Source organism: Enterobacter cloacae complex sp. CARB60 (assembly GCF_036487345.1).
GTDB classification, from domain to species: domain Bacteria; phylum Pseudomonadota; class Gammaproteobacteria; order Enterobacterales; family Enterobacteriaceae; genus Enterobacter; species Enterobacter asburiae_D.
The window spans coordinates 4,765,666-4,789,813 of the sequence record NZ_JAZKLC010000002.1 but is presented as its reverse complement, the minus strand read 5'-3'; the positions used below and the strand labels follow the sequence as shown (position 1 = coordinate 4,789,813).

25 protein-coding genes and 1 pseudogene are annotated in these 24,148 nt (G+C 55.3%); 13 read left to right on the top strand and 13 right to left on the bottom strand.

Translation table 11 applies throughout. The features are described 5' to 3' along the window. The first annotated feature begins 93 nt into the window (after positions 1-93). Genes rhaD through rhaM form a run of 3 tightly spaced genes read left to right on the top strand, consistent with a single transcriptional unit; the run spans position 94 to position 2,425 of the window. Complete coding sequence (rhaD, locus tag V4835_RS24040) at positions 94-924, top strand: rhamnulose-1-phosphate aldolase (protein ID WP_063144334.1); 831 nt, start codon at positions 94-96, stop codon at positions 922-924. A 41-nt stretch (positions 925-965) separates the two neighbouring features. Continuing rightward, positions 966-2,114: a lactaldehyde reductase gene (gene fucO, locus V4835_RS24035; RefSeq protein WP_331414028.1), complete on the top strand. Its 1,149-nt coding sequence runs from the start codon at positions 966-968 to the stop codon at positions 2,112-2,114. Further along, positions 2,111-2,425, top strand: a complete 315-nt coding sequence (gene rhaM, locus V4835_RS24030; protein WP_063144332.1) for an L-rhamnose mutarotase — start codon at positions 2,111-2,113, stop codon at positions 2,423-2,425. Before fucO ends, rhaM begins: the two co-directional genes overlap by 4 nt. A 44-nt stretch (positions 2,426-2,469) precedes the next feature. Here rhaM and V4835_RS24025 read toward each other — a convergent pair whose 3' ends face one another. Further along, positions 2,470-3,018: a helix-turn-helix domain-containing protein gene (locus V4835_RS24025; protein ID WP_063144328.1), complete on the bottom strand. Its 549-nt coding sequence runs from the start codon at positions 3,016-3,018 to the stop codon at positions 2,470-2,472. A 103-nt stretch (positions 3,019-3,121) separates the two neighbouring features. On the opposite strand from V4835_RS24025, the pseudogene V4835_RS24020 reads away from it, so the two are divergent. Next, a pseudogene (locus V4835_RS24020) lies at positions 3,122-3,775 on the top strand (AzlC family ABC transporter permease); the annotation flags it as partial. 4 nt (positions 3,776-3,779) lie between these two features. After that, complete coding sequence (locus tag V4835_RS24015; protein WP_116343751.1) at positions 3,780-4,103, top strand: AzlD domain-containing protein; 324 nt, start codon at positions 3,780-3,782, stop codon at positions 4,101-4,103. A 39-nt stretch (positions 4,104-4,142) separates the two neighbouring features. On the opposite strand, the gene V4835_RS24010 is transcribed toward V4835_RS24015, so the two are convergent. Both V4835_RS24010 and fdhD read right to left on the bottom strand, forming a co-directional pair. Beyond that, positions 4,143-4,355 carry a DUF1471 domain-containing protein gene (locus tag V4835_RS24010; protein WP_032639988.1) on the bottom strand — a complete coding sequence of 71 codons (213 nt, stop codon included), beginning with the start codon at positions 4,353-4,355 and terminating at the stop codon, positions 4,143-4,145. Between the two features lie 115 nt (positions 4,356-4,470). After that, complete coding sequence (gene fdhD, locus V4835_RS24005) at positions 4,471-5,307, bottom strand: formate dehydrogenase accessory sulfurtransferase FdhD (RefSeq protein ID WP_331414023.1); 837 nt, start codon at positions 5,305-5,307, stop codon at positions 4,471-4,473. A 372-nt stretch (positions 5,308-5,679) separates the two neighbouring features. Here fdhD and fdnG point away from each other — a divergent pair, with 372 nt between their 5' ends. The 4 genes from fdnG to fdhE are packed head-to-tail and all read left to right on the top strand — an operon-like array spanning position 5,680 to position 11,203. After that, positions 5,680-8,730 (top strand): formate dehydrogenase-N subunit alpha, encoded by a 3,051-nt coding sequence (gene fdnG / locus V4835_RS24000; RefSeq protein WP_219322016.1) that lies wholly within the window; start codon positions 5,680-5,682, stop codon positions 8,728-8,730. A 12-nt stretch (positions 8,731-8,742) separates the two neighbouring features. Then, on the top strand, positions 8,743-9,645 hold the full coding sequence (gene fdxH / locus V4835_RS23995) for a formate dehydrogenase subunit beta (RefSeq protein ID WP_008501831.1): 903 nt from the start codon (positions 8,743-8,745) through the stop codon (positions 9,643-9,645). Further along, complete coding sequence (gene fdoI, locus V4835_RS23990; RefSeq protein WP_008501832.1) at positions 9,642-10,277, top strand: formate dehydrogenase cytochrome b556 subunit; 636 nt, start codon at positions 9,642-9,644, stop codon at positions 10,275-10,277. Before fdxH ends, fdoI begins: the two co-directional genes overlap by 4 nt. Further along, complete coding sequence (gene fdhE / locus V4835_RS23985) at positions 10,274-11,203, top strand: formate dehydrogenase accessory protein FdhE (RefSeq protein ID WP_063144324.1); 930 nt, start codon at positions 10,274-10,276, stop codon at positions 11,201-11,203. Before fdoI ends, fdhE begins: the two co-directional genes overlap by 4 nt. Positions 11,204-11,243: 40 nt before the next feature. On the opposite strand, the gene nadS is transcribed toward fdhE, so the two are convergent. Both nadS and V4835_RS23975 read right to left on the bottom strand, forming a co-directional pair. Next, positions 11,244-11,534, bottom strand: coding sequence for a NadS family protein (gene nadS, locus V4835_RS23980; protein WP_023333879.1), 291 nt, complete (start codon positions 11,532-11,534; stop codon positions 11,244-11,246). Beyond that, entirely contained in the window at positions 11,535-11,846 is a 312-nt protein-coding gene (locus V4835_RS23975) for a type II toxin-antitoxin system RelE/ParE family toxin (protein WP_331414018.1), read from the bottom strand. It abuts the gene before it with no gap. Between the two features lie 229 nt (positions 11,847-12,075). Here V4835_RS23975 and V4835_RS23970 point away from each other — a divergent pair, with 229 nt between their 5' ends. Next, positions 12,076-12,996 (top strand): alpha/beta hydrolase, encoded by a 921-nt coding sequence (locus tag V4835_RS23970; protein WP_331414016.1) that lies wholly within the window; start codon positions 12,076-12,078, stop codon positions 12,994-12,996. An 8-nt stretch (positions 12,997-13,004) separates the two neighbouring features. Here V4835_RS23970 and fabY read toward each other — a convergent pair whose 3' ends face one another. The 6 genes from fabY to V4835_RS23940 all read right to left on the bottom strand — a co-directional run bounded on the left by fabY (position 13,005) and on the right by V4835_RS23940 (position 17,198). Next, on the bottom strand, positions 13,005-13,946 hold the full coding sequence (gene fabY, locus V4835_RS23965; protein ID WP_331414014.1) for a fatty acid biosynthesis protein FabY: 942 nt from the start codon (positions 13,944-13,946) through the stop codon (positions 13,005-13,007). A gap of 44 nt (positions 13,947-13,990) precedes the next feature. Beyond that, on the bottom strand, positions 13,991-14,428 hold the full coding sequence (dtd, locus tag V4835_RS23960; RefSeq protein ID WP_008501836.1) for a D-aminoacyl-tRNA deacylase: 438 nt from the start codon (positions 14,426-14,428) through the stop codon (positions 13,991-13,993). Then, on the bottom strand, positions 14,425-15,306 hold the full coding sequence (locus V4835_RS23955) for a virulence factor BrkB family protein (RefSeq protein WP_063144322.1): 882 nt from the start codon (positions 15,304-15,306) through the stop codon (positions 14,425-14,427). The genes dtd and V4835_RS23955 overlap by 4 nt, the downstream gene beginning before the upstream one ends. After that, positions 15,300-15,899 carry a glucose-1-phosphatase gene (gene yihX / locus V4835_RS23950; RefSeq protein WP_143347721.1) on the bottom strand — a complete coding sequence of 200 codons (600 nt, stop codon included), beginning with the start codon at positions 15,897-15,899 and terminating at the stop codon, positions 15,300-15,302. Before yihX ends, V4835_RS23955 begins: the two co-directional genes overlap by 7 nt. A gap of 88 nt (positions 15,900-15,987) precedes the next feature. Further along, a complete protein-coding gene (locus V4835_RS23945) occupies positions 15,988-16,458 on the bottom strand; it encodes a hypothetical protein (RefSeq protein WP_331414010.1) in 471 nt (156 codons plus the stop codon). Next, a complete protein-coding gene (locus tag V4835_RS23940; protein WP_331414008.1) occupies positions 16,455-17,198 on the bottom strand; it encodes a winged helix-turn-helix domain-containing protein in 744 nt (247 codons plus the stop codon). Before V4835_RS23940 ends, V4835_RS23945 begins: the two co-directional genes overlap by 4 nt. 547 nt (positions 17,199-17,745) lie before the next feature. Here V4835_RS23940 and V4835_RS23935 point away from each other — a divergent pair. Both V4835_RS23935 and V4835_RS23930 read left to right on the top strand, forming a co-directional pair. Further along, positions 17,746-18,363, top strand: a complete 618-nt coding sequence (locus V4835_RS23935) for a helix-turn-helix transcriptional regulator (protein WP_331414007.1) — start codon at positions 17,746-17,748, stop codon at positions 18,361-18,363. Between the two features lie 71 nt (positions 18,364-18,434). Further along, positions 18,435-21,323 carry an autotransporter outer membrane beta-barrel domain-containing protein gene (locus tag V4835_RS23930; protein ID WP_331414005.1) on the top strand — a complete coding sequence of 963 codons (2,889 nt, stop codon included), beginning with the start codon at positions 18,435-18,437 and terminating at the stop codon, positions 21,321-21,323. Between the two features lie 39 nt (positions 21,324-21,362). Here V4835_RS23930 and V4835_RS23925 read toward each other — a convergent pair whose 3' ends face one another. Continuing rightward, complete coding sequence (locus V4835_RS23925) at positions 21,363-22,157, bottom strand: DeoR/GlpR family DNA-binding transcription regulator (RefSeq protein WP_063144317.1); 795 nt, start codon at positions 22,155-22,157, stop codon at positions 21,363-21,365. A 34-nt stretch (positions 22,158-22,191) separates the two neighbouring features. Further along, on the bottom strand, positions 22,192-23,088 hold the full coding sequence (locus V4835_RS23920) for a sugar kinase (RefSeq protein ID WP_331414003.1): 897 nt from the start codon (positions 23,086-23,088) through the stop codon (positions 22,192-22,194). 155 nt (positions 23,089-23,243) lie between these two features. Between V4835_RS23920 and yihU the strand changes: the two genes are divergently transcribed. After that, on the top strand, positions 23,244-24,134 hold the full coding sequence (gene yihU / locus V4835_RS23915; protein WP_331414001.1) for a sulfolactaldehyde 3-reductase: 891 nt from the start codon (positions 23,244-23,246) through the stop codon (positions 24,132-24,134). Positions 24,135-24,148: the final 14 nt, after the last annotated feature.

Here is a 24,148-nt window from a genome sequence, read left to right as displayed (position 1 = left end):
ACATCGCCCGGCGGCGCGTTGCCTGCCGGGCCTACAGGTAAGAGTAGGCCGGGTAAGCGTAGCGCCACCCGGCACTTTCAAAGGAACCACAGTATGCAGACCATCACCACTTCCTGGTTCGTCCAGGGCATGATCAAAGCCACCTCCGACGCCTGGCTGAAGGGCTGGGACGAGCGCAACGGCGGCAACCTGACGCTGCGCCTGGACGACGCGGATATCGAACCGTTCGCGGCCGATTTCCACCAGAAGCCGCGCTATATTGCGCTGAGCCAGCCGATGCCGCTGCTCGCCAACACGCCGTTTATCGTCACCGGTTCCGGCAAGTTCTTCCGCAACGTCCAGCTCGACCCGGAGGCCAACCTCGGCGTGGTGAAAGTGGACAGCGACGGCGCGGGCTACCACATTCTGTGGGGCCTGACCGACGAGGCGGTGCCCACCTCCGAACTGCCTGCGCACTTCCTCTCCCACTGCGAGCGCATCAAGGCGACTAACGGTAAAGACCGCGTGATCATGCACTGCCACGCCACCAACCTGATCGCCCTGACCTACGTGCTTGAAAACAGCGCCGATTTCATCACCCGCAAACTGTGGGAAGGCAGTACCGAGTGTCTGGTGGTGTTCCCGGACGGCGTGGGCATTCTGCCGTGGATGGTGCCGGGGACCGACGAAATCGGCCAGGCAACCGCCGTCGATATGCAAAAACATTCGCTGGTGCTGTGGCCGTTCCACGGCGTCTTCGGCAGCGGCCCAACGCTGGATGAAACCTTTGGCCTGATCGACACCGCCGAGAAATCAGCGGAAGTGCTGGTGAAGGTGTACTCCATGGGCGGCATGAAGCAAACCATCACCCGGGAAGAACTGATCGCACTGGGCAAGCGCTTTGGCGTGAGCCCGTTGCAATCCGCGCTGGATTTATACGCATAACGCCTTCGCAGGACGAACGTTGATCGTTAAGGATAAATATCATGAGCTTTATGTTGGCACTTCCAAAAATCAGCCTTCACGGCGCGGGCGCAATCGGCGATATGGTCAACCTGGTGGCAAACAAGCAGTGGGGAAAAGCGCTGATTGTCACCGACGGCCAGCTGGTAAAGCTGGGCCTGCTCGACAGCCTGTTTACCGCGCTGGACGCCCATCAGATGTCGTATCACCTGTTCGATGAAGTGTTCCCGAACCCGACGGAAGCGCTGGTGCAAAAAGGAATTTCTGTTTACCGGGACGCGGAGTGTGATTACGTGATTGCCTTTGGCGGCGGCAGCCCGATTGATACCGCCAAGGCGATTAAAATCCTCACCGCCAACCCCGGCCCGTCAACCGATTATTCCGGCGTCGGCAAGGTGAAAAACGCGGGCGTGCCGCTGGTGGCGATCAACACCACCGCAGGCACGGCGGCGGAGATGACCAGCAACGCGGTGATCATCGACTCCGCGCGTCAGGTGAAAGAGGTGATTATCGACCCGAACATCATCCCGGACATCGCCGTGGACGATGCCAGCGTCATGCTGGATATTCCCGCCTCCGTGACCGCCGCAACCGGCATGGATGCGTTAACCCACGCCATTGAAGCCTATGTGTCCGTTGGCGCGCACCCGCTGACCGACGCCAACGCGCTGGAAGCGATTCGCCTGATCAACCTGTGGCTGCCGGAAGCGGTCGACAACGGTCATAACCTTGAGGCGCGCGAGCAGATGGCGTTTGGTCAGTATCTGGCGGGCATGGCGTTTAACAGTGCGGGTCTCGGCCTTGTACATGCTCTGGCGCACCAGCCGGGCGCGACCCACAACCTGCCGCACGGCGTGTGCAACGCCATCCTGCTGCCGGTCATCGAAAACTTTAACCGCCCTAACGCGGTCGTCCGCTTCGCCCGCGTGGCGCAGGCGATGGGCGTCGATACGCGTAGCATGAGCGACGAAGCCGCCAGCATGTCGGCGATTCAGGCTATTCGCGACCTGAGCGCTCGCGTCGGCATTCCGTCCGGCTTCAGCCAGCTCGGCGTGACCAAAGCCGATATTGAAGGCTGGCTGGATAAAGCCCTCGCCGATCCGTGTGCGCCATGCAACCCGCGCACCGCCAGCCGTGAGGAAGTTCGCGAGCTGTACCTGGAGGCTTTATGATCCGCAAAGCGTTTGTGATGCAGGTGAACCCGGACGCGCACGAGGAGTACGCGCGCCGCCACAATCCTATCTGGCCCGAGCTGGAAGGCGTGCTGAAAGCCCACGGCGCGCACCATTACGCCATCTATCTCGACAACGAACGCAACCTGCTGTTTGCGACCGTAGAAATAGAATCGGAAGAACGCTGGAACGCGGTGGCGAACACCGACGTTTGCCAGCGCTGGTGGAAACACATGCGGGATGTCATGCCGTCAAATTTGGATAATAGCCCGGTGAGTGCCGAGCTGAACGAGGTGTTTTACCTGGCGTGAAGACGTAGCCGACATCCTCCTGCAGCGAGGATGCCGGCTCCCTGTTAATTTTGTTCTGCAACCAGCAGCGCGTGCGTATCCGGCTCCAGCGCCTTAAAGATATGCGGCTGGTCGGCGGGATAACAAATATAATCTCCTGCGGCGAGCTCTTCCGCAGCGTCAAGCAGACCAACCAGCGCCCGTCCCTGCGTCACAATAATATGCTCTACTGAGCCCGGTGAATGTGGCTGAGAAATACGGTCTGCGCCCGGCTGGGTCATCAAAAGATAGACATCGCGACGCGCGCCCGGGGGGCATGCCGCCAGCAAAATGGCCTCGTAATTCGCCTGTCCGGCAACCACTTTCGTCCCTTCACCACGGCGGATCACCTGCGTGGTCGGCAACTGCGGCTCAAGCAGGCGGGCAAAAGGGATATCCAGCGCCACGCAAAGCGACCACAGCGTTTCCAGGCTAGGGTTACCGTTGCCGGACTCCAGTTGGGAAAGGGTGGATTTAGCGATCCCGGCACGGCGGGCAATTTCCGCCAGTGAAAGGCCGGTTCGCAGGCGCTCCCGCACCAGACTTTTAGCGATCAGGCTGATTGGCTGCGTCATATAACGGCCCCTTTGTTCTATAAATCGAACGAATCGTTCATCTTGAAAAACACTTCTGTTGCGTTCATTATAATGGATACACGTTCGATATGGCTAAAAATGTATGAAGCATCATCTCTCTTGCCTGAAAGGCGACACCATAAAAGCAATTATCCTGGTCTGCCTCGCGGTCGGCGTGGTCGGGATGTCATACGGCTCCCTGGCGATGGCCTACGGTTTCCCGGTCTGGGTACCGTTTGTACTCTCCATCACCGTACTCGCGGGCGCGTCTGAGTTCATGTTTATCGGCATTGTGGCAAGCGGCGGTAACCCACTGGCGGCGGCAGCCGCGGGGTTGCTGGTCAACGCGCGGCACGTGCCGTTTGGCGTCACGGTACGTGAACTGGTGGGCAAACGTGGCCTGAGCCTTTTGGGCTGCCACATCATGAACGACGAAAGCGTGGTTTTTGGCCTGTCGCAAAAAACGCCCGAACAGCGTAAAGCGGCGTACTGGTTATGCGGTTTAGGCGTGGCGATTGTCTGGCCGCTGGGGGCCCTGCTGGGCGCTATGGTCGGCAAACTGCTGCCGGATCCGGAAACCATTGGCCTGGATGCGGTATTCCCGGCCATATTGCTGGCGCTGGTGGTTCCCGCATTTAAAAACCGCACCACGCTTATCCGCGCCTGCAGCGGTGCCGTTGTGTCGCTGGCCGCCGTGCCGTTTGCCCCGGTGGGATTACCGGTGCTGCTCTCTTTACTGGGTCTCGCTGCGAGGAAAAATAATGGGAAACATGACGTTTTTTATTCTCGGCATCGCCATTTTGTCTGCGGGAACGTATCTGATGCGTCTTGGCGGGGCGAAACTGGGGAACAGGCTGGCATTGTCAGAGCGTTCACAGGCGCTGCTGTCAGATGCGGCGACAGTGTTGCTGTTTTCCGTGGCGCTGGCGACCACGTTTTATGAAGGCGAACATTTCGCAGGAATGGCGCGCGTGCTGGGCGTGGCGTTTGCGGTGTTTCTGGCCTGGCGGAAGATGCCGTTAATTGTGGTGATCGTAGCGGCGGCAGTGGTAACCGCGCTGCTGCGCGTGGCGGGCATAAACTAAAAAAGCGCCCCGGGGGCGCTCTTTCGACGGTGTGACAGCTTATTTAGTCAGTTCAGCGGTCATGTGTACGCGGTTACCTGAGAACGCCTGGGTAATTTTGTAAGATGACGCGCCGGCTTCCTGAGCCTGAGCCGCGATTTTAGCTTCTGCGCCATCAATGGTTGACGCGGTTGCGGTCACGGTCTGTGCAGCGAAAGAACCGAAAGAAGTAGCCAGAGCGATTACAGCGACAAAAGTTTTGATGCTATTCATGTGTTTTAACCCTTTCATTAAGTTGTTTAGGTAAGGCACCGTGCCTTGATGAGATAAATACTAGACCTCATCACGAACAACTAAAAGCGGAAGGATTTGCTATTATCATTCAAAATTATTGATTAACAATTAATCGCTGTGGATGGGTATAAACGGTCGCCCTTCCCGGCTTGCAGAAGCCCACCAGCGTCAGGTTGCAGCGCTCCGCCACCTCCACCGCCAGCGTCGTTGCGGCTGAGACCGCAAACAGAATTTCCACACCGCACATCGCGGATTTTTGCACCATCTCATAGCTGGCGCGGCTGGAAACGAGTGCCGCCCCCTGCTTCCACACGTCACTTTCACGCGCCCGGCGACCAAGCAGCTTATCCAGGGCCACGTGGCGGCCAACGTCCTCATGTCCCCCGGCAATATCCCCCGACGGCAACACCCATGCCGCCGCGTGCGTGCAGCCGCTCAGCTGGCCGATGGGCTGTACGTCGTTCAGGTGCTCGAGCGCGTGGTCGAGGCGAGCCAGATTAAAGGTCTGCGTAAACGGCAGTGGCGCAACGGGTTTACCAATATCATTGAGCTGCTCCACGCCACAGACGCCGCAGCCGGTACGCCCGGCCAGCGCGCGGCGGCGCTCTTTCAGCCCCATAAAGCGGCGGCTGGAGAGTTCGATTTGCACTTCAAGGCCGTTGCAAGCCTGCACAACGTCCATGCCGTAGATCTCCTGCGGATGGTCAATGATGCCTTCCGAGAGAGAAAAACCGATGGCGAACAGCTCAAGATCTTTCGGCGAAGCCATCATCACCACATGCGAGATGCCGTTGTAAACGAGCGCTACGGGCACCTCTTCCGCCAGAAAATCCGGCGTGGCATGGGTGATGTAGGGCGGTCTGTGTACCGACAGTTCCACAATGCCCGCAGGCAGTGGTGACGAGTGGGGAGCACGGTTTTGTTTAGACACAGCGGTATTCCTGAACAACCACGGAGGTGAGCCTGCTATTGCAGCATAATCCACAGGCGTTACGCATAGTATGGATCAACTTTTCAACAATCATTCTCCTACTCATTTAGAAGGGGTGCAACCCGACACCCGCTACACACCTTTAACAAGCTGAGCTGTTAATGTGATCAATATCACACTTTATAATCAACATGGTGATAATACGTTCACTTTGTATTAACGCCATTAGAACAGCAGTACCGACATTGTGGTATTCTGATGATATCCCTCGTGGAATTGAGGGATTAACGCAAATTTTTTTCCTTTGCGGTCATTCTTAAGCCGCGAAGTCAAAACTACATATGTAAGCAATGTCGAAACAAGGAGTGACCCATGCAGGTCAGCAGAAGGCAGTTCTTTAAGATCTGCGCTGGCGGTATGGCAGGCACCACGGCAGCGGCACTGGGCTTTGCGCCCGGCGTAGCGCTGGCGGAAACGCGGCAGTATAAACTGCTGCGCACCCGTGAAACCCGTAATACCTGTACGTACTGCTCTGTCGGTTGCGGGCTGTTGATGTATAGCCTCGGCGACGGTGCTAAAAACGCCAAAGCGTCTATTTTCCATATCGAAGGCGACCCGGATCATCCGGTCAACCGCGGCGCATTGTGCCCGAAAGGGGCCGGTCTGGTGGACTTTATCCACTCCGAAAGCCGCCTCAAATTCCCTGAATATCGCGCGCCTGGCTCCGACAAATGGCAGCAAATCAGCTGGGAAGAGGCGTTCGACCGCATCGCAAAACACATTAAAGAAGACCGCGATGCCAACTTTGTTGAGAAGAACGCCGACGGCGTTACGGTCAACCGCTGGCTCTCCACCGGGATGCTGTGTGCCTCTGCTTCCAGCAACGAAACCGGTTATTTAACCCAGAAATTTACGCGCGCACTCGGTATGCTCGCGGTCGACAACCAGGCGCGTGTCTGACACGGACCAACGGTAGCAAGTCTTGCTCCAACATTTGGTCGCGGTGCGATGACCAACCACTGGGTCGACATCAAGAACGCCAACCTCATTGTGGTGATGGGCGGTAACGCCGCTGAAGCGCACCCTGTCGGGTTCCGCTGGGCGATGGAAGCCAAAATCCACAACGGTGCGAAACTGATTGTGATCGATCCCCGCTTTACGCGTACTGCGTCAGTGGCGGATTTCTACACCCCTATTCGTTCAGGTACTGACATCACTTTCCTGTCAGGCGTATTGCTGTACCTGATGACCAACGAAAAATATAACCGCGAATACACCGAAGCCTATACCAACGCCAGCCTGATCGTGCGTGAGGATTACCACTTCGAAGATGGCCTGTTCAGCGGTTACGACGCCGAAAAACGCAAATACGACAAAACCAGCTGGAACTACGAGCTGGATGAAAAAGGCTTTGCGAAGCGCGATACCACCCTGCAACACCCGCGCTGCGTGTGGAACCTGCTGAAAGAGCACGTATCCCGCTACACGCCGGAGGTTGTTGAAAACATCTGCGGTACGCCGAAGGCTGACTTCCTGAAGGTGTGCGAGCTGATCGCCGAAACCAGCGCGAAAGATAAAACCGCGTCGTTCCTGTACGCCCTCGGCTGGACGCAGCACTCCATCGGTGCGCAGAACATCCGTACCATGGCGATGGTTCAGCTCCTGCTCGGCAACATGGGGATGGCAGGCGGCGGAGTGAACGCCCTGCGCGGTCACTCCAACATTCAGGGTCTGACCGACCTCGGCCTGCTGTCTCAAAGCCTGCCGGGTTACATGAACCTGCCAAGCGAGAAACAGACCGACCTGCAAACCTACCTGACGGCCAGCACGCCTAAACCGCTGCTTGAAGGCCAGGTGAACTACTGGGGCAACTATCCGAAGTTCTTCGTCTCGATGATGAAAGCCTTCTTCGGCGATAAAGCGACGGCTGAAAACAGCTGGGGCTTTGACTGGCTGCCGAAGTGGGACAAAGGCTACGACGTTCTGCAGTATTTCGAGATGATGCACCAGGGCAAAGTGAACGGCTATCTGTGCCAGGGCTTTAACCCGGTTGCCTCGTTCCCGAACAAAAACAAGGTTGTTGAGTCTCTGTCGAAGCTGAAGTTCCTGGTGACAATTGACCCGCTCAATACCGAAACCTCGACCTTCTGGCAGAACCACGGTGAATCGAACGACGTCGATCCGTCGAAAATTCAGACCGAAGTGTTCCGTCTGCCATCGACCTGCTTCGCGGAAGAGAACGGTTCTATCGTCAACTCCGGACGCTGGCTGCAGTGGCACTGGAAAGGCGCGGACGCCCCGGGCATCGCCATGAACGACGGCGAGATCCTGGCCGGCATCTTCTTACGCCTGCGTAAGATGTATGCGGCAGAAGGCGGTGCGAACCCGGAACCGGTGCTGAACATGACCTGGAACTACTCGACGCCGGAAAACCCTGCGCCGGAAGAAGTGGCGATGGAGAGCAACGGTAAGGCGCTGGCGGACGTTATCGACCCGGCCACCGGTACCGTGCTGGCGAAGAAAGGCGATCAGCTCAGCACCTTCGCACACCTGCGCGATGACGGCACGACGTCGAGCGGCTGCTGGATCTTTGCCGGTAGCTGGACGCCGAAGGGCAACCAGATGGCCAACCGCGATAACGCCGACCCGTCGGGCCTCGGCAATACGCTGGGCTGGGCATGGGCATGGCCGCTCAACCGCCGCATCCTCTATAACCGCGCATCCGCTGACCCGCAGGGCAACCCGTGGGATCCGAAGCGTCAGCTTCTGAAGTGGGACGGCGCGAAATGGGGCGGCGTGGATATTCCGGACTACAGCACTGCCGCACCGGGCAGCGACGTTGGGCCGTTTATCATGCAGCCTGAAGGGATGGGACGCCTGTTTGCTATCGATAAGATGGCGGAAGGTCCGTTCCCGGAACACTACGAGCCGTTTGAGACGCCGCTGGGCACCAACCCGCTGCACCCGAACGTGGTCTCTAACCCGGCAGCCCGTATCTTTAAGGGCGATTTCGAAGCGCTGGGTAAAAAGGACAAGTTCCCGTACGTGGGCACCACCTACCGTCTGACCGAGCACTTCCACTACTGGACCAAGCACGCGCTGCTTAACGCCATCGCGCAGCCGGAACAGTTTGTGGAGATCGGCGAGAAGCTGGCGGGCAAGCTCGGCATCGCCCATGGCGATACCGTGAAGGTCTCCTCTAACCGCGGCTATATTAAAGCCAAGGCGGTGGTGACCAAGCGTATTCGCACGCTGAACGTTCACGGTCAGGAGGTGGATACCATCGGTATCCCGATCCACTGGGGCTATGAGGGCGTGGCGAAGAAAGGGTTCATTGCGAACACCCTGACGCCGTTCGTCGGCGATGCGAACACGCAGACGCCGGAGTTTAAGGCCTTCCTCGTGAACGTGGAAAAGGTGTAACGGAGACGACTTATGGCTTATCAATCTCAAGACATTATCCGTCGTTCCGCGACTAACGGTTTCACGCCCGCGCCTCAGGCGCGGGACCACCAGCAGGAAGTGGCGAAGCTTATCGACGTGACCACCTGTATCGGCTGTAAAGCCTGTCAGGTGGCGTGTTCAGAGTGGAACGACCTCCGTGACGAAGTGGGTCACAACGTCGGGGTGTACGACAACCCGGCGGACCTGACCGCCAAGTCCTGGACGGTGATGCGTTTCTCGGAAGTTGAGCAGAACGACAAACTGGAATGGCTTATCCGCAAAGACGGCTGTATGCACTGTGCGGATCCAGGCTGCCTGAAGGCGTGCCCGTCAGAAGGGGCTATCATTCAGTATGCCAACGGTATCGTCGACTTCCAGTCCGAACAGTGCATTGGCTGCGGCTACTGCATCGCGGGCTGCCCGTTCGACGTACCGCGCCTGAACCCGGAAGACAACCGCGTCTACAAATGCACGCTGTGCGTTGACCGCGTCACCGTCGGCCAGGAGCCGGCGTGCGTGAAGACCTGCCCAACCGGCGCTATCCACTTTGGCTCCAAAGAGGATATGAAAACGCTGGCGGCAGAGCGCGTGGGCGAGCTGAAAACCCGCGGTTACGATAACGCAGGCCTGTACGATCCGGCCGGGGTTGGCGGTACGCACGTGATGTACGTGCTGCACCACGCCGACAAGCCGAACCTGTATCACGGCCTGCCGGAGAACCCGGAAATCAGCGCCACCGTGAAGTTCTGGAAAGGCATCTGGAAACCGCTGGCAGCGGTGGGTTTTGCTGCCACCTTCGCAGCGAGCATCTTCCACTACGTCGGCGTTGGTCCGAACCGCGCGGAAGAGGAAGACGACAACCTGCATGAAGAGAAAGACGAGGTGCGCAAATGAGAAAACGTGACACCATCGTGCGCTACACCGCGCCGGAACGCATCAACCACTGGGTCACCGCCTTCTGCTTCATGCTGGCGGCGATAAGCGGGCTGGGGTTCTTCTTCCCGTCCTTCAACTGGCTGATGCAGATCATGGGGACACCACAGCTGGCGCGTATTCTGCACCCGTTTGTGGGCGTCATCATGTTCGCGTCGTTTATCATCATGTTTTTCCGCTACTGGCACCATAACCTAATCAATCGGGATGATATCTTTTGGGCGAAGAATATTCGTAAGATCGTCGTCAACGAGGAAGTGGGTGATACCGGGCGTTATAACTTCGGCCAGAAATGCGTATTCTGGGCGGCGATTATCTTCCTGGTCCTGTTGCTGGTGAGCGGCGTGATCATCTGGCGTCCGTACTTTGCGCCTGCTTTCTCAATCCCGGTGATCCGATTCGCGCTGATGCTGCATTCATTTGCCGCAGTGGCGTTAATTGTGGTTATCATGGTGCATATCTACGCCGCCCTTTGGGTGAAAGGCACCATTACCGCGATGGTGGAAGGATGGGTAACCAGTACGTGGGCGAAGAAACATCACCCGCGCTGGTACCGAGAGGTCCGCCAGAAACAGGAAAAGTCATCTGAATGAGTATTCGCATAATCCCGCAAGATGAGCTGGGGTCGAGCGAGAAACGCACGGCGGATTACATTCCGCCGTTGTTATTCCCCAGACTCAAGAACCTCTACAACCGCCGCGCAGAGCGTCTGCGCGAGCTGGCAGAGAACAACCCGCTGGGCGATTTTCTGCGCTTTGCCGCGCTGGTTGCCCACGCGCAGGAAGTGGTGCTGTACGACCACCCGCTGCAAATTGACCTAACCGCGCGCATCAAAGAAGCCAGCGAGCAGGGCAAGCCGCCGCTGGACATTCACGTCCTGCCGCGCGACAAGCACTGGCAAAAGCTGCTGCATTCGCTCATTGCCGAGCTGAAGCCGGAGATGAGCGGCACCGCGCTGGCGGTCATTGAGAATCTGGAAAAAGCCTCTGACCTGGAGCTGGAAGAGATGGCGAGCGCGCTGTTTGCCTCCGACTTCTCTCTGGTGAGCAGCGATAAAGCGCCGTTTATCTGGGCTGCGCTGTCGCTCTACTGGGCGCAAATGGCCAGCCTGATCCCGGGCAAGGCCCGCGCCGAATACGGCGAAGCGCGCCAGTTCTGCCCGGTCTGCGGCTCCATGCCGGTATCGAGCATGGTGCAAATCGGCACCACTCAGGGGCTGCGCTACCTGCACTGCAACCTGTGTGAAACCGAGTGGCACGTGGTTCGCATCAAGTGCAGCAACTGCGAGCAGACCCGCGATCTGAACTACTGGTCGCTGGAAAACGAAGAAGCGGCGGTGAAAGCCGAAAGCTGCGGCGACTGCGGCACTTACCTGAAGATTTTGTATCAGGAAAAAGACCCGAAAGTCGAAGCCGTGGCCGACGATCTCGCCTCGCTGATTCTGGACGCGAAGATGGAGCAGGAGGGCTTTGCCCGCAGCTCGATCAACCCGTTCCTGTTCCCGGGTGAAGGGGAGTAATTTCCATTTAGCCCGGTCAGGCTCTTTGCTGCCGGGCTAATTACTGCGAAAGTGCAGGGATAACATGTTGCGGATCGTTGGCAATAGCCCGCAGCAGCGCTTTAGCCGGGCCTGTCGGTGAGCGCCTGCCTTGTTCCCAGTTACGCAGTGTATCGACACTAACAGAAATTAAATTCGCGAATTTACTCTGCGATAGCCCGGACGCCTGACGGATTTCTTTGATTTTCATCGCATCGATTTGAAAAGTACGTGACGGTTCACGTTTGCCCTCAGCGATTTCGTTCATTTGCGCCAGGCTTTGGGTTAACCGCTCAAAGAGTGCCTTGTCCATTTACCACCTCTCAATCATCTTTCTCAGTACGGCTTTTTCACTCGCAGACAGGTCATCTTTAATCCCTTTGCGATAGATGAGCAGCAGCCTGATTTCAAGCTCACGCGTGCGATGAAAATAGATAACTCTGACTCCGCCACGCTTTCCCTTACCGCCAGCAAGCCAGCGAATCTTTCGCAAGCCTCCCGTATTCTGGATAAGATCGCCGTACTCCGGTTGCGTAGCCAGGAATATCTGGAACCTATGGTATTCGTCTTCATCCAGTAACGTTTTGACGTCTTCTGTGAAAATATCCGTTTCAATGAATAGCATAAATTATACGCCATTGGCTTATAGTAGCAAACATCTAACGTACGTCAATGACGTACCCCTAATATGAGTTACGTTATTGCGATTTTGGTTACTTATCCATCTGTTTCATCAAGTGATGTTGGTTTCTGCGAGCCGTTTTCCAGATCATTGGTTTCACACAATTTGATGTTTTCTTCTGCATTAAACCAGGTTATAAGACTGTGTATTCATACAGCAAAAGGACGCCGCCATGGCTCTTGAAAAGGGTATTGATAAGCTTGTTCAAGATTTTATTGCTGCAGGAAGACCTTCCTCGCGAAAGCAAGATATTGATGACCGAAGGGCTGGGTATGTCGCCAGCACAGAACTGGCCGGAGAGACAGAAGCTCGCGTCCAGGTTGAAACGCATGTTCTTGAAGGTATGACCTTTCGGGTATTTTCGCCCCTCAATGCACCAGAAACACTACCTGCAGCCATCTACTATCACGGCGGCTGTTTTGTCAGCGGTGGTTTTGATACCCATGATAATCAGCTTCGCCAGTTGGCGTTTAAAGGAAACTGCCGGATCGTTGCAATTCAGTACAGGTTGGCACCGGAGCATACCTTTCCCGCCGCGCATGACGATGCTGAAAGAGGTGCGGATCTGGTCTGGCAATATGCAGACAAATTAGGCGTAGATAAGAACCGGCTCACCCTCTGTGGAGACAGCGCAGGAGGGCATCTGGCGCTGGTAACGGCGCTGAGGCTTAAGGTTAAAAAGCTGTGGCAACCTGTGCAGCTTATTCTTATCTATCCCATGCTCGACGCCACGGCCAGTTTTGAAAGCTATGCCCTTAATGGCACGGATTATATTATCACCCGCGATACCCTGCTCAGCGGGTATGAAATGTATCTCGCAGAGACTGACCGCCAGCATCCGGAAGCTAGCCCTCTGTGGCGCGATGATTTTTACGGGCTCCCGCCAGTGCATATCATTACCGCAGAGTACGATCCGCTGTGCGATGAGGGAGAAATGTTGTATCAGCATCTGACTGAGCAGGGTGTGAAGTGTACCGCTCAGCGCTGGCTGGGCGTCATCCATGGCTTCTTTCAGCTTGGCGGCGTCAGCCAGTCAGCGCGAGACGTTATGCGGGATATCGCCGGGCGGATTAAGCACGCCCGAGATGAATGAACAAGAGATTACTCCTCCTCGTTCCCACCCTCTTCATATGCACCAAAAGGCTTCGCCGGAAGAACAATGTAGGTCCCTTCAAACACCGCACCCGGTGTTTTATCGCCAAACAGTTCGACCTGCATCTGTACGCGAGCCTTACGGCCGCGCGCCAGGCGGTCAAGATCGCCGCCCAGTGACCCCAGATCGGCCACGGCGGTCGGCTTGCCGCTTATTGGTGCGCTATAGCGAATGTGGGCATCGGCCAGAATGATGGTGCCGCCCAGATGGCGCTCGCGCAGCATCAGCCAGATAAGTCCCCAGCCGGTGAGCGTGGCCAGTGAGAAAAGACTTCCGGCAAACAGGGTGTGGTGCGGGTTCTGATTGCCGGTTTCCGGCATGGTGGTAATAAATTTTTGTCCGGTGTACTGCTGAATGCGCACGCCCATTTTTTCACTGAGCGGAATGTGCTGATACCAGGCCTGCTGCAGCTGACCACACCAGTCGGCACGATGAAGAATATCATCCAGCGTGGCGATGGGTTTAATCATCAAAAAATGACGAATCGGCGTGGTTTGCGGGGTCGTGATCTCCCCCTGATTCACAAAACCAAGTTTGGCGAAGAATTCTACGGCATCTTCGCGGGCGCTACAGGTGACGCGCTTAACGCCTTCCTGACGGGCGACGGACTCAAGGGTCATCGCCATTAGCGTTCCCAGACCTTTGTCCTGCACGGAGGGATGAACCGCCATAAAGCGAATAGACGCTTCGTTATCAGCGTTGATATACAAGCGCCCGACGGCGACGAGGTTACCCTCCTCGTCCATCACCATCTGATGGTGGGCCATCGCGTCCCAGCCATCGCGTTCGGAGCCTTTTGGCTGATGCAGTGGCTTGCGCAGCATTTCCCAGCGGAACTGGTAATAAGCGTCTAACTCTTCTTCCGTTTGCGGTACTCGAAGGTGATACATAGCTGTACTCTCTCTTGTTACCCGCGGCCACGCCGCCAGTTGGCTCATACCTGGAGCCAGAATGTGACGGGGCCATCGTTCACCAGCGAAACCTGCATATCTGCAGCGAATCGTCCGGTTTGCGTATTCATTTCCTGCTGGCGACAACGCTCAACAAAGTACTCGTAAAGTGCTTCTGCACGATCCGGCGCGGCACCTTTAGAGAAACTCGGGCGCATGCCGCGCTCGGTATCCGCTGCCAGCGTAAACTGGGAAACCACCAGCACGCTGCCGCCAGCCTGCTGGACGTTCAGGTTCATCTTGCCTTCCGCATCGCTGAAAATACGGTAGCCCAGCACGCGCTCACACAAGCGGTTGGCTTTTTGTTCGTCGTCATCCTTTTCGACACCTAACAACACCAAAAGTCCTGGGCCAATTTCGCCCGTCACCTCTCCCTCCACGGTGACGCTGGCACGGGTTACGCGCTGTATCAATGCAATCATGGTTGGTCTGCTTCTTGTTGTTTTTCAGCTTCTGCTGCTTTTTTCAGTTCGCGGTATACACCGAGAGTGACAGTTATTTCGGCACCAAGCAAGACGATACACCAGGTCCAGTAGACCCATACAAACAAAATGGGGATCACCGCCAGCACGCCGTAAATCAGCTGATAAGACGGGAACATGGTGATGTAGAGGGCAAACCCTTTTTTACCGAGCTCAAAAAGCAGCGCCGCTACCAGCGCCCCCACAACCGCATCGCGGTTAGGCACGCGCGTGGTCGGCACGACGCTATAGAGCAGCCAGAACGAGAGCCACGACAGGATCAACGGAAAGATGCGAAGCGCATTATCAATAGCGCCGTTTAAATCACTCGCCCAGCGCAAGGAAAGGAGATATGAACTGATCGCCAGGCTCGCCCCGGCCAGCAGCGGCCCCAGCGTGAGGATCATCCAGTACACGGCAAAGGAATACACTTTTGGCCGCGCTTTTTTACTCCGCCAGATCGTGTTCAGCGCGTTATCAATGGCATACATCAACAGCAGCGCCGTGACGATAAGACCGCATGCCCCCACTGCCGTCATCTTGCTGGAATTGGCGACAAACTGCTCAATGTAGTTCTGGATGACATCCCCGGTTGCCGGAATGAAATTCGCGAAGACAAAATGACGAAGCTGCAGGCTGACGTCCGCAAACATCGGAAAGGCGGAAAACAGGGCAAAGATGACCGCCACCAGCGGCACTAATGAGAGCAACGACACGTAGGCGAGGTTACCCGCCAGCGTGGTCATGTTGTCCTCATCAATACGGTGCCAGAGCAGTTTCAGCCAGGCCCTCAGCGGGCGAGTATGATGCGTGGCTTTTTGATGAACGGTTTTTAGCATAGCTGCTTCGCGAAGTAGTTTGGTATCGTCTCTTTTCCGGTCACCAGAATTGACGTTATACCCAACTGGTTAGCTCCCTCTATATTATCGGCGTTGTCGTCGAAAAAGACCGCATCGGCCGCGGTGAATCCCTCTGACTGCAGAACAGCCTGATAAATGCGCGCTTCAGGCTTACGCATCCCCATCTCCTGCGAGAGATAGATCTTATCGGCCGCCGCCTTAACTTCAGGGTATTCCTCAGGCCAGAACGTGGTGTGCAGACGGTTGGTATTTGACAACACAACGACCCGATGGCCCTGCTCGCGAAGCTTATGCATGATATCGATCACTTCAGGCCGGATGGCGACAAACACTGCCTGCCAGCCGTGTGAAAACTGCTCGTAGCTTAAGGGTAAATCCATCTCCTGACAGAAACGTTCAGCGAATTCTTCATCGTCGATCTCGCCGCGTTCATGCTGATGGAAGGTCTCGCCCATCGCGAAATTCTGCTTCAATGTCGCCAGCGGAACGCGGCTAAAGTCGCTCCATGCACCCAGCACGCGATTAAAATCGATATCGACGATTACGTTTCCTAAATCAAAGATATAAAGCATGGTTATCTCCTGCTCGCCGTGGAGAAGTAACTGTAGCGGGAATAGAGAGATTTGACTATGCGTGCCGTCTAAGGTGTGCGATCGATTTCTACGGCGCGTTTTTACGACAGTAAAGTGAAGGGACGTTTGACGCGGCGAAAAGCCAGGCCCCGCGATACTCATCGATCATCAGGCTCAACTCTCTTCCCGGCGTGCGATAAAAACCCGGCAGCGTTGCGTTGATATCAGCCTCATCCGCATTATCGGCGAAGGTTTTAACAATCCGATCGTTATTTAGTACGCGCGCGTTCTGATGATAGCTGTAGTGAAAATAGATGGTCCGGTTAACTTCAGAAACCGTCTGACCAAATAATTTACCGTTAATGACGGTAGCCCCCTCCCGATGCTGCATCCGCCAGGAAACAGTACCCACAAATCGGTTTTTACCAATCGTCCATTCCACATCTCCCGTACAGCGTATCGGCGTACTCGTAAAATGCGAATACGCTAACCACCCGCTGGTGATAGCGGCCATCAGAAACGCCGCCAGCAAAATAATACGGTTCCGGAGTGTCTTCATTGCTCATGCGCCCAAAAATAATGCGTGGTACATAAAGCTGCCGCGTCCCGTCGCGCATCGTTATTACAGACAAACGCCGCGATTCGCTCCGTTTTACTATAGCCGATGAGGAAAACGTATCGTTTTTCGGCGCACAGACCGGGATAGTTTTTTAACAGGCGCAAGTAATGATCCTGAATATGTTCATTAGGTGCATAAAAAAGCTGGCAGGCGTTGGTCGTGCTGCCCGTCGAAAGTGGAATGAAGTGGCTAAACGGCATGTTCTGGCGGTGTTTATATAATATCCCCCCGTTGATAAGCGCGATCAGCAAAAGCGTCGCGGTGATAATTATCCACCAGGCCGTCTTCTGCCTCGCGGTGCCATCGGCTATTGCCACGTCTTTATTGACGATGGTCAGCTCGGCGGTTGGGGTAAATACTTCAACCTGAGTGGCTTCGGAAAGCATCAGCCCGCGGCGAGAAATCGTTTTTACCGTATCGCGCGGTAACCCCACCTCAGCCAGAGCATTGCGTAATGTCAAAATGGCCTGGTAAAAGGTATTCGGTGTGGTGACGTCATTGCGCTCCCCCCACCCCACCACCATTAACTGGTTTTGCGAAATAATTTCCCCAGGATGGGTGGCGAGATAAAGAAAACAGAGATTGGCAGGAAGCTGCAATTGTATCGTGCGCCCGGTAATATGATTTACCAGCGTTTTGTTTTCTGGGTCATACTCGACCAACTTGTTAATGAGATACAATTTTCACTTCCTCTGCAATAACAATGCCTAACTTTATACGCTAAAAACATATACGTATATTTAACAACATTATAGGTCAGATGGATTAGGACGCGATACCATCCCACCTAAGATTAAAAACAACATATTATTTTTCAATCTGTTACAAGCCATTTTTCTTAGGTTTTCCTCATCTAAAACGACATAATGAGATTTCATTACACTTCGCCAGGCTAAATAACTATATTGAGCCGCAACCAGAGAAAAGACTGACGTAACGGCAGAAAGAAGAAACGAATCTTTAGCTATTAGTGCTATTTCGTGAATCTCCTTTTCGACTTTTTTTTGTCGAATAATCTTAAAGGATTGATGAATATTCCTGGTTTACTTCTGCCAGCGGATGTTCTTTCGCTATGACGACGGCCTGACAGAATAGAGACCACCAGGAATTTATATTCTCTGCCATTGTTTTTCGTAAATAAGGCAGGATCACCAAATATGTTTCAAGATTGACACATTTGAGCGGCAGTGAAATATTGACTATGAAAATAAGACAGGAGTGGACTGGATGATAACATCGTCGCAAAAGGTTGTCCGCTGTATAAGCTGTGAATTGTCCTGTCAGTTATATCCAGATAACGCAGTACGATCACAATACTGTGGCAACGCCTCGTTCGCGGTTTGGCCTGTTGGCAATCATTTCCTGCAGATTGCAGTAGAAAATAAAATATTGCGTGGGAACAAGAATCACTTATCACGTGGATTTATTTTTGTAGATTTTTCGATGCACAACCTGCGTGTGCTTGCCGATCCGCAATGGATTGAACGTTTGACGATAACCAACATGAACATCGTCATTATCACGGACCGCAAACTGGAGGCGCTAGCTAATTACTTATTCAATCACCACAGTGAAATAAAGGGAGTTATTTATTCGGATGATAATGACGTTATATTACAGGAAAAAATTAGCCATCTTTTCTCCGGCAGACGGGTGAATAGTAGACGAGGAAGTACGTTGAATACCGTCGAATTCACTTTACTTAACCGATTTTTATCAGGAGCGTGTCTCCAGGAGATTATAAAAACAGACAGCATTGATGTTAAAAAAATTTATGTTCATAAAGTACGACTTGAGAGGAAGTTAGGCAACAGTATTCATAAAATTCTCGTTTCTATTTTGTAATTTCAACCACTTAATATACCCACATTTAATGGTGTGGAGGGTGTTCTACGCCTGAAAGAAAGGGGGCAGTTATGCCATATTTAATGAAACATTCACCAATCGCCGCTGCGATTTCTCTGGCGTTATCGTCAGCGCTATTTGCCGCACATGCAGCGGTAATAGATTTTGCTAATTTACCTGCCTCCGGAGCAGTAACGGATTTGCCTGCAGAAATACAGGCGCTGATTCCAGCAACGGCAAACGCGAACTTTAGCAAAAATACCAGCGACCCTAACTATGTTTACCAGTACAGCGCGGGTAATATCCCGATCTACGGAGATGGGATCACCCTGGAGGGACCGGGGGCAGAAGCCTTTGAGCATTCGGTAACCGTGATTCAGAACTCCACGTCCGGCAGCCCGGGAGTGATATTTGGTGACGATCTGACTATTCGCACCCAGTCAAAAGTGGCCGCCAACAATGGTAAAGACGTCGACGGCATTCGTACCCATGGGATGAACACGCCGGACAACCCGGTGTTTATCATTACCGGCGACCGCACCCACATTTACGTTAATGGCCAAAGCGGTGACGGCATTAATGCCGGATATAGCTCCTTCAGCCAGGGCTCTCTCGGCTCCGCCAATATTTATGTAGGTGACGATCTCTATATCGAAACCACCGGTAGTACCGGTCGAGGCATCAGCGCCTATGCACTGAATGATGCGTCAAAGGCCAAAAATAACGTTATCGTCGGCGATCGTGCGCATATTGTTACGCGTGGTACCTACGCCGAGGGGATCCGTACCAACCAGAGCGGCTCATACGTCCGTCTGGGTAATGAAGCCGCCATCGAAACGTACGGCACATCGGCCTACGGCCTGTATGCAGGTTCCGCATCTAAAATTGAGCTGGGAAAAAACGCGACGATAACCACCGACGCGGCCAGCGCCTCTGGGGTGTACTCTACCGGCTCGTCAACCATCACCCTTGATGAAGGCGCGACCATCACCACCAACGGTGCCAGCGCACATGGCGTCTATGCGTACACAGGCGCGGTGAATCTTGGTGATAACGTCACCATTGCGGTCAACAGCAGCGAGAAAACCAGCAGCTCCGCGCAAGCGCCGCACGGGATGTATGCCTGGTCGCGCGGTGTGATAACGCTCGAGGGTGGCGCAACCATTACCACTGCTGGCCAGCGCGACAACGGTAGCTATGCTCTGAACGCCAGCAACGGTGGCGTGATTGATGCCTCAGCGGGCGGAAAATTCATCCTCAACGGCGATATCCTCTCCGCAGGCGGCGTCGCGGCCACCAGCACTGCGGCAGCGCAAAACAGCGCGATCGCGCTAACCATGCAGGATAACTCACTCTGGAACGGGGCGTCTTATATTGAGAGCAACGCCAACGGTAGCGGGACTATCGCGCTTACGATGAATGATGCCGTGTGGAATATGCGTGACAGCTCAACGCTGACCAGCCTGACGCTGAATGAGGGCGGCACGATTAATTTCCAGCATGCTGAGGATGCGGCGTGGCAAACTCTGACCATCAGTGACGATTTTATCGGCAACGGCGGCAAGCTGGTTTTCAATACCGTGCTGTTTGACGACACCTCTGAAACGGACAAACTGATCGTTGAAGGGAACACCTCCGGTCATACCGGAGTGGAAGTGAATAACATTGGCGGTACTGGCGCACAAACCGTAGAAGGGATTGAAATTGTCAGCGTGGGCGGCAACTCTGACGGAACGTTTGAGAAGGCCAGCCGTATCGTAGCGGGGGGTTATGACTATAACGTTGTGCAAAAAGGTAAAAACTGGTTTCTGACCAGCCTGGCTGAGCCCGTTGATCCACCGGTTGACCCGGTAGACCCACCTGTCGACCCTGTGGACCCGCCTGTCGACCCCGTAGCCCCACCTGTCGACCCGATCGATCCGCCTGTTGACCCGGTGATTCCGCCTCAAGAGCCGGTTCCACCGCCTGCACCACCAAAAAGCGAGCATCAATATCGCCCGGAATTTGGTAGCTATCAGGCGAACAGCTATGCGGCAAATACGCTGTTTATGACCCGCCTGCACGATCGTCTGGGTGAAACGCAGTACACCGACATGCTCACCGGCGAGCAAAAAGTAACGAGTCTGTGGATGCGTAACGTCGGCGGCCATACGCGTTTCAGGGACGGCAGCGGTCAGCTAAAAACCACCGCCAATCGCTACGTACTGCAGCTGGGTGGTGATGTCGCCCAGTGGAGCACCGACGGCCTGGATCGGTGGCATCTTGGCCTGATGGCGGGCTACGGCAACAGCCAGAGCCGGAGTGCTTCCAGCCTGACCGGATACCGCTCACGCGGTGAAGTGAATGGCTATAGCGTAGGGCTGTACGGTACCTGGTACGCAAACGACGCGGATAAAAGTGGTACCTACGTGGATAGCTGGATGCTGTATAACTGGTTCGACAATAAGGTTATGGGGCAGGACCAGGCCACAGAGCGTTATCGCTCCAGCGGCGTGACCGCTTCTGTAGAAGCTGGCTATAGCGTTAAGGTAGGCGAAAGCGGTCGCAACAGCTACTGGATCCAGCCGAAGGCGCAGGCCGTTTGGATGGACGTGCAGGCTGACGATCATCGCGAACGCAACGGTACGCGGGTGAAAGACGAAACCCAGGGGAACCTGATGACACGTCTCGGCGTGAAGGCCTACATCAGCGGCCATAATGCGATTGACGACGGTAAATCACGGACCTTCCAGCCGTTTATCGAGGCAAACTGGATCCACAATACCCAGACCACGCGCATCCGCATGGATGACGTCAGCAATGAAATGCGCGGCACTCGCAATATCGGTGAACTTAAGACAGGCGTAGAGGGACAGATTACGCCGCAGCTTAGCGTATGGGGCAATGTGGCTCAGCAAATAGGCGACAAAGGCTACAGCGATACCCAGGGGATGCTGGGAGTGAAATACAGCTTCAAATAACAACAAAAAAGCCGCTGAGAAATCAGCGGCTTTTTTGCTTCAGGCGATATCATCGCTGGTAGAGGCCAGCACCATTTCAACCTTACTGGATTTCAGATGATTTTGCAGCGCCGAGCCTGGCATCTCATCGGTGAAGAGCGCCGTCGCCTGCGCCACGTTGCCAATTTCCACCGCCGCAGACGCCTGATATTTCGTGTGATCGGCCGCGAGCAGAATGTGACGAGAGTGGGCCATCATGGTTTTCACCACGCTGGCTTCATTGACGTCAAATTCCATCATCGCACCGTCGTGCTCAATCGCCCCGACGCTGGTGACCAGGTAATCCGCACGGAATCCCGATACGAACGCCGTCGCCGCAGGCCCAATAATGCCGCCGTTATGCGGACGCAGCGTGCCGCCCGGCACCATGACTTCAAAGCGAGGATTCTTATACAGAATATGCGCCACCCGCAGGCTGTTGGTGATGATGCGCAGATGATTATGGTTAAGCAACGCCCGGGCAACATGCTCCACGGTCGTCCCGATGGTGATAAAGATAGTTGAGCCATCGGGAATATAGTCCGCAATCGCCTCAGCAATTGCACGCTTCTCTTCGGTAAGCGAGACTTCGCGCTGCTCGAATGCCGTGTTCACCACGCTGGATGCTCTGCCCGCGCCGCCGTGATGACGCGTGATCAGCCCCTGCTCGCTGAGCTTGCGGATATCCCGGCGCACCGTTTGTGTGGAGACATCCAGCAGCTGTGCCAGTTCATCAATGTTCATATAGCCGCGATCGGCAATCAGCGTTAGCAGCCGATCGTGACGCGGGTTGCCGGTTAGTTCGGTAGGGCTCATGGGCTGTCCTCTGAATACCATCACGCCCCGCATTTTATACAAAAAGTGACAAAAAAGAGCGGGTTTGATCACAGTCGGGTATACCCGCACGCCCGCCGGGCTTTGTGCATTTAAGGGCTGCGACGGCGCTGGCAAAACGCACGGCGTCGGCTGAGGACGTTTGCTGTCCCAGGCTGAACGCCAGCGCGCCGTGGAAAACGTCGCCCGCCCCGGTGGTATCAATGACGTTGACCTCAAAGCCAGGCTGATGGCACAGCGAGTCATTTTCCAGCCAGAAGCAGCCGTCTCGCCCCTGCGTGACGTAAACATGTCCGTTTGTGAGCGTTTGTGCTTTTTTCAGCGCGTCTTCGGTTTCCTCCCGCTGCGTTAAGCGCCGGAGTCCCGGTGCGGAGAAGGCCGCGTGATCGCTTAAGGCAACCAGCTCCGCGATGTCCTGCGGGGTGACATCTGCATCAAGAAGGGTTGTCACACCCTGCTGACGGGCGAGGGTAAACGCCTGCTTTGCGCCGTCATGCCAGCGCACGTCTGCTAACACGATACCCCATTGCGAGAAGTCGATTTCACGCAGCCAGTCTGCCGCGGCGGGGAGATCGGGGCTGGGATAGTTCGTAATCACGCGCTCCCCGCTGCCGTCAACCAGCACCGCCGACTGTGACGAACGAGCATCTTTAAACACGCGCGTATAGCGGGTATTCACCCCCAGGGACTCCAGCTCCGCCAGCAGCCGTCTACCGGTATCGTCGTCCCCCACCCGACCAATAAAATCCACTTCCGCGCCCAGTTTTGCCGCCGCCACGGCCGCAGTTGCCGCCGGACCGCCGCCCACTTCCGTATAGTCTTTTGCGACATATTTTCCACCTTCTTTCGGTAAATCATCGAGATACCAGATGCGATCCAGCACGGTTATGCCGACACAAACGATGCGAGTCATGGTGATTCCTTCTGCAATTTCTGATGCTTTCATTTTAATTTCATCAAATGTTTAAAAAGTGACCCGTGTCAATTTTTTGACTATAAATTACAAATACGATCAAAAACAGACAACACAAACGCGCAGAAATTGACACGATGTGACAGGAGAAAGGCATGTCAGCAATCGCATTTATCGGTTTAGGGCAGATGGGCGCGCCAATGGCGAAGAATCTGTTGAAGCAAGGCCACCAGCTTAACGTTTTTGACGTCAACCCGCAGGCGGCTCAGGCGCTCGTGGAGAACGGCGCACGAGCGGCGGCAACACCCGAGCAGGCCGCAACGGATGCTGAATTCGTGATTACCATGCTGCCAAACGGCGACCTGGTGCGCAGCGTGCTGTTCGGCGAGCACGGCGTATGCGAAGGATTATCCCGCGACGCGCTGGTGATTGATATGTCCACCATCCACCCGCTGCAAACCGACGCGCTGATCCGCGATATGGCTGAACGCGGCTTCAGCCTTATGGACGTGCCTGTCGGACGAACCTCTGACCATGCCATCGCCGGCACGCTGCTCCTGCTGGCTGGCGGCACGGCGCAGCAGGTTGAGCGCGCAACCCCCGTATTAATGGCAATGGGCAATGAGCTGATCAACGCCGGCGGGCCGGGTATGGGCATTCGCGTGAAGCTTATCAATAACTACATGAGCATCGCCCTGAATGCCCTGTCGGCAGAGGCGGCCGTACTGTGCGAAGCTCTCGGCCTCTCCTTTGACGTAGCGCTCAAGGTGATGAGCGGCACGCCTGCAGGTAAAGGCCACTTTACGACCTCATGGCCGAACAAGGTGCTGAAAGGGGATCTTTCACCCGCCTTCATGATCGACCTTGCGCATAAAGATCTGGGGATCGCCCTGGACGTGGCCAACCAGCTCCACGTTCCTATGCCGCTGGGCGCGGCTTCCCGCGAAGTTTACAACCAGGCCCGCGCCGCCGGGCGCGGGCGCGAAGACTGGACGGCCATTCTGGAACAGGTTCGCGCATCTGCCGGGCTGAAAAAAACACACTGATACGAAAAGGACTG

What these genes read in the sequence shown, in the direction of transcription:
- rhaD (WP_063144334.1), top strand. Translation starts at nt 94, where the DNA reads ATGCAGACCATCACCACTTCCTGGTTCGTCCAGGGCATGATCAAAGCC.
- fucO (WP_331414028.1), top strand. Translation starts at nt 966, where the DNA reads ATGAGCTTTATGTTGGCACTTCCAAAAATCAGCCTTCACGGCGCGGGC.
- rhaM (WP_063144332.1), top strand. Translation starts at nt 2,111, where the DNA reads ATGATCCGCAAAGCGTTTGTGATGCAGGTGAACCCGGACGCGCACGAG.
- V4835_RS24025 (WP_063144328.1), bottom strand. Translation starts at nt 3,018, where the DNA reads ATGACGCAGCCAATCAGCCTGATCGCTAAAAGTCTGGTGCGGGAGCGC.
- V4835_RS24015 (WP_116343751.1), top strand. Translation starts at nt 3,780, where the DNA reads ATGGGAAACATGACGTTTTTTATTCTCGGCATCGCCATTTTGTCTGCG.
- V4835_RS24010 (WP_032639988.1), bottom strand. Translation starts at nt 4,355, where the DNA reads ATGAATAGCATCAAAACTTTTGTCGCTGTAATCGCTCTGGCTACTTCT.
- fdxH (WP_008501831.1), top strand. Translation starts at nt 8,743, where the DNA reads ATGGCTTATCAATCTCAAGACATTATCCGTCGTTCCGCGACTAACGGT.
- fdoI (WP_008501832.1), top strand. Translation starts at nt 9,642, where the DNA reads ATGAGAAAACGTGACACCATCGTGCGCTACACCGCGCCGGAACGCATC.
- fdhE (WP_063144324.1), top strand. Translation starts at nt 10,274, where the DNA reads ATGAGTATTCGCATAATCCCGCAAGATGAGCTGGGGTCGAGCGAGAAA.
- nadS (WP_023333879.1), bottom strand. Translation starts at nt 11,534, where the DNA reads ATGGACAAGGCACTCTTTGAGCGGTTAACCCAAAGCCTGGCGCAAATG.
- V4835_RS23975 (WP_331414018.1), bottom strand. Translation starts at nt 11,846, where the DNA reads ATGCTATTCATTGAAACGGATATTTTCACAGAAGACGTCAAAACGTTA.
- V4835_RS23970 (WP_331414016.1), top strand. Translation starts at nt 12,076, where the DNA reads ATGGCTCTTGAAAAGGGTATTGATAAGCTTGTTCAAGATTTTATTGCT.
- fabY (WP_331414014.1), bottom strand. Translation starts at nt 13,946, where the DNA reads ATGTATCACCTTCGAGTACCGCAAACGGAAGAAGAGTTAGACGCTTAT.
- dtd (WP_008501836.1), bottom strand. Translation starts at nt 14,428, where the DNA reads ATGATTGCATTGATACAGCGCGTAACCCGTGCCAGCGTCACCGTGGAG.
- V4835_RS23955 (WP_063144322.1), bottom strand. Translation starts at nt 15,306, where the DNA reads ATGCTAAAAACCGTTCATCAAAAAGCCACGCATCATACTCGCCCGCTG.
- yihX (WP_143347721.1), bottom strand. Translation starts at nt 15,899, where the DNA reads ATGCTTTATATCTTTGATTTAGGAAACGTAATCGTCGATATCGATTTT.
- V4835_RS23945 (WP_331414010.1), bottom strand. Translation starts at nt 16,458, where the DNA reads ATGAAGACACTCCGGAACCGTATTATTTTGCTGGCGGCGTTTCTGATG.
- V4835_RS23935 (WP_331414007.1), top strand. Translation starts at nt 17,746, where the DNA reads ATGATAACATCGTCGCAAAAGGTTGTCCGCTGTATAAGCTGTGAATTG.
- V4835_RS23930 (WP_331414005.1), top strand. Translation starts at nt 18,435, where the DNA reads ATGCCATATTTAATGAAACATTCACCAATCGCCGCTGCGATTTCTCTG.
- V4835_RS23925 (WP_063144317.1), bottom strand. Translation starts at nt 22,157, where the DNA reads ATGAGCCCTACCGAACTAACCGGCAACCCGCGTCACGATCGGCTGCTA.
- V4835_RS23920 (WP_331414003.1), bottom strand. Translation starts at nt 23,088, where the DNA reads ATGACTCGCATCGTTTGTGTCGGCATAACCGTGCTGGATCGCATCTGG.
- yihU (WP_331414001.1), top strand. Translation starts at nt 23,244, where the DNA reads ATGTCAGCAATCGCATTTATCGGTTTAGGGCAGATGGGCGCGCCAATG.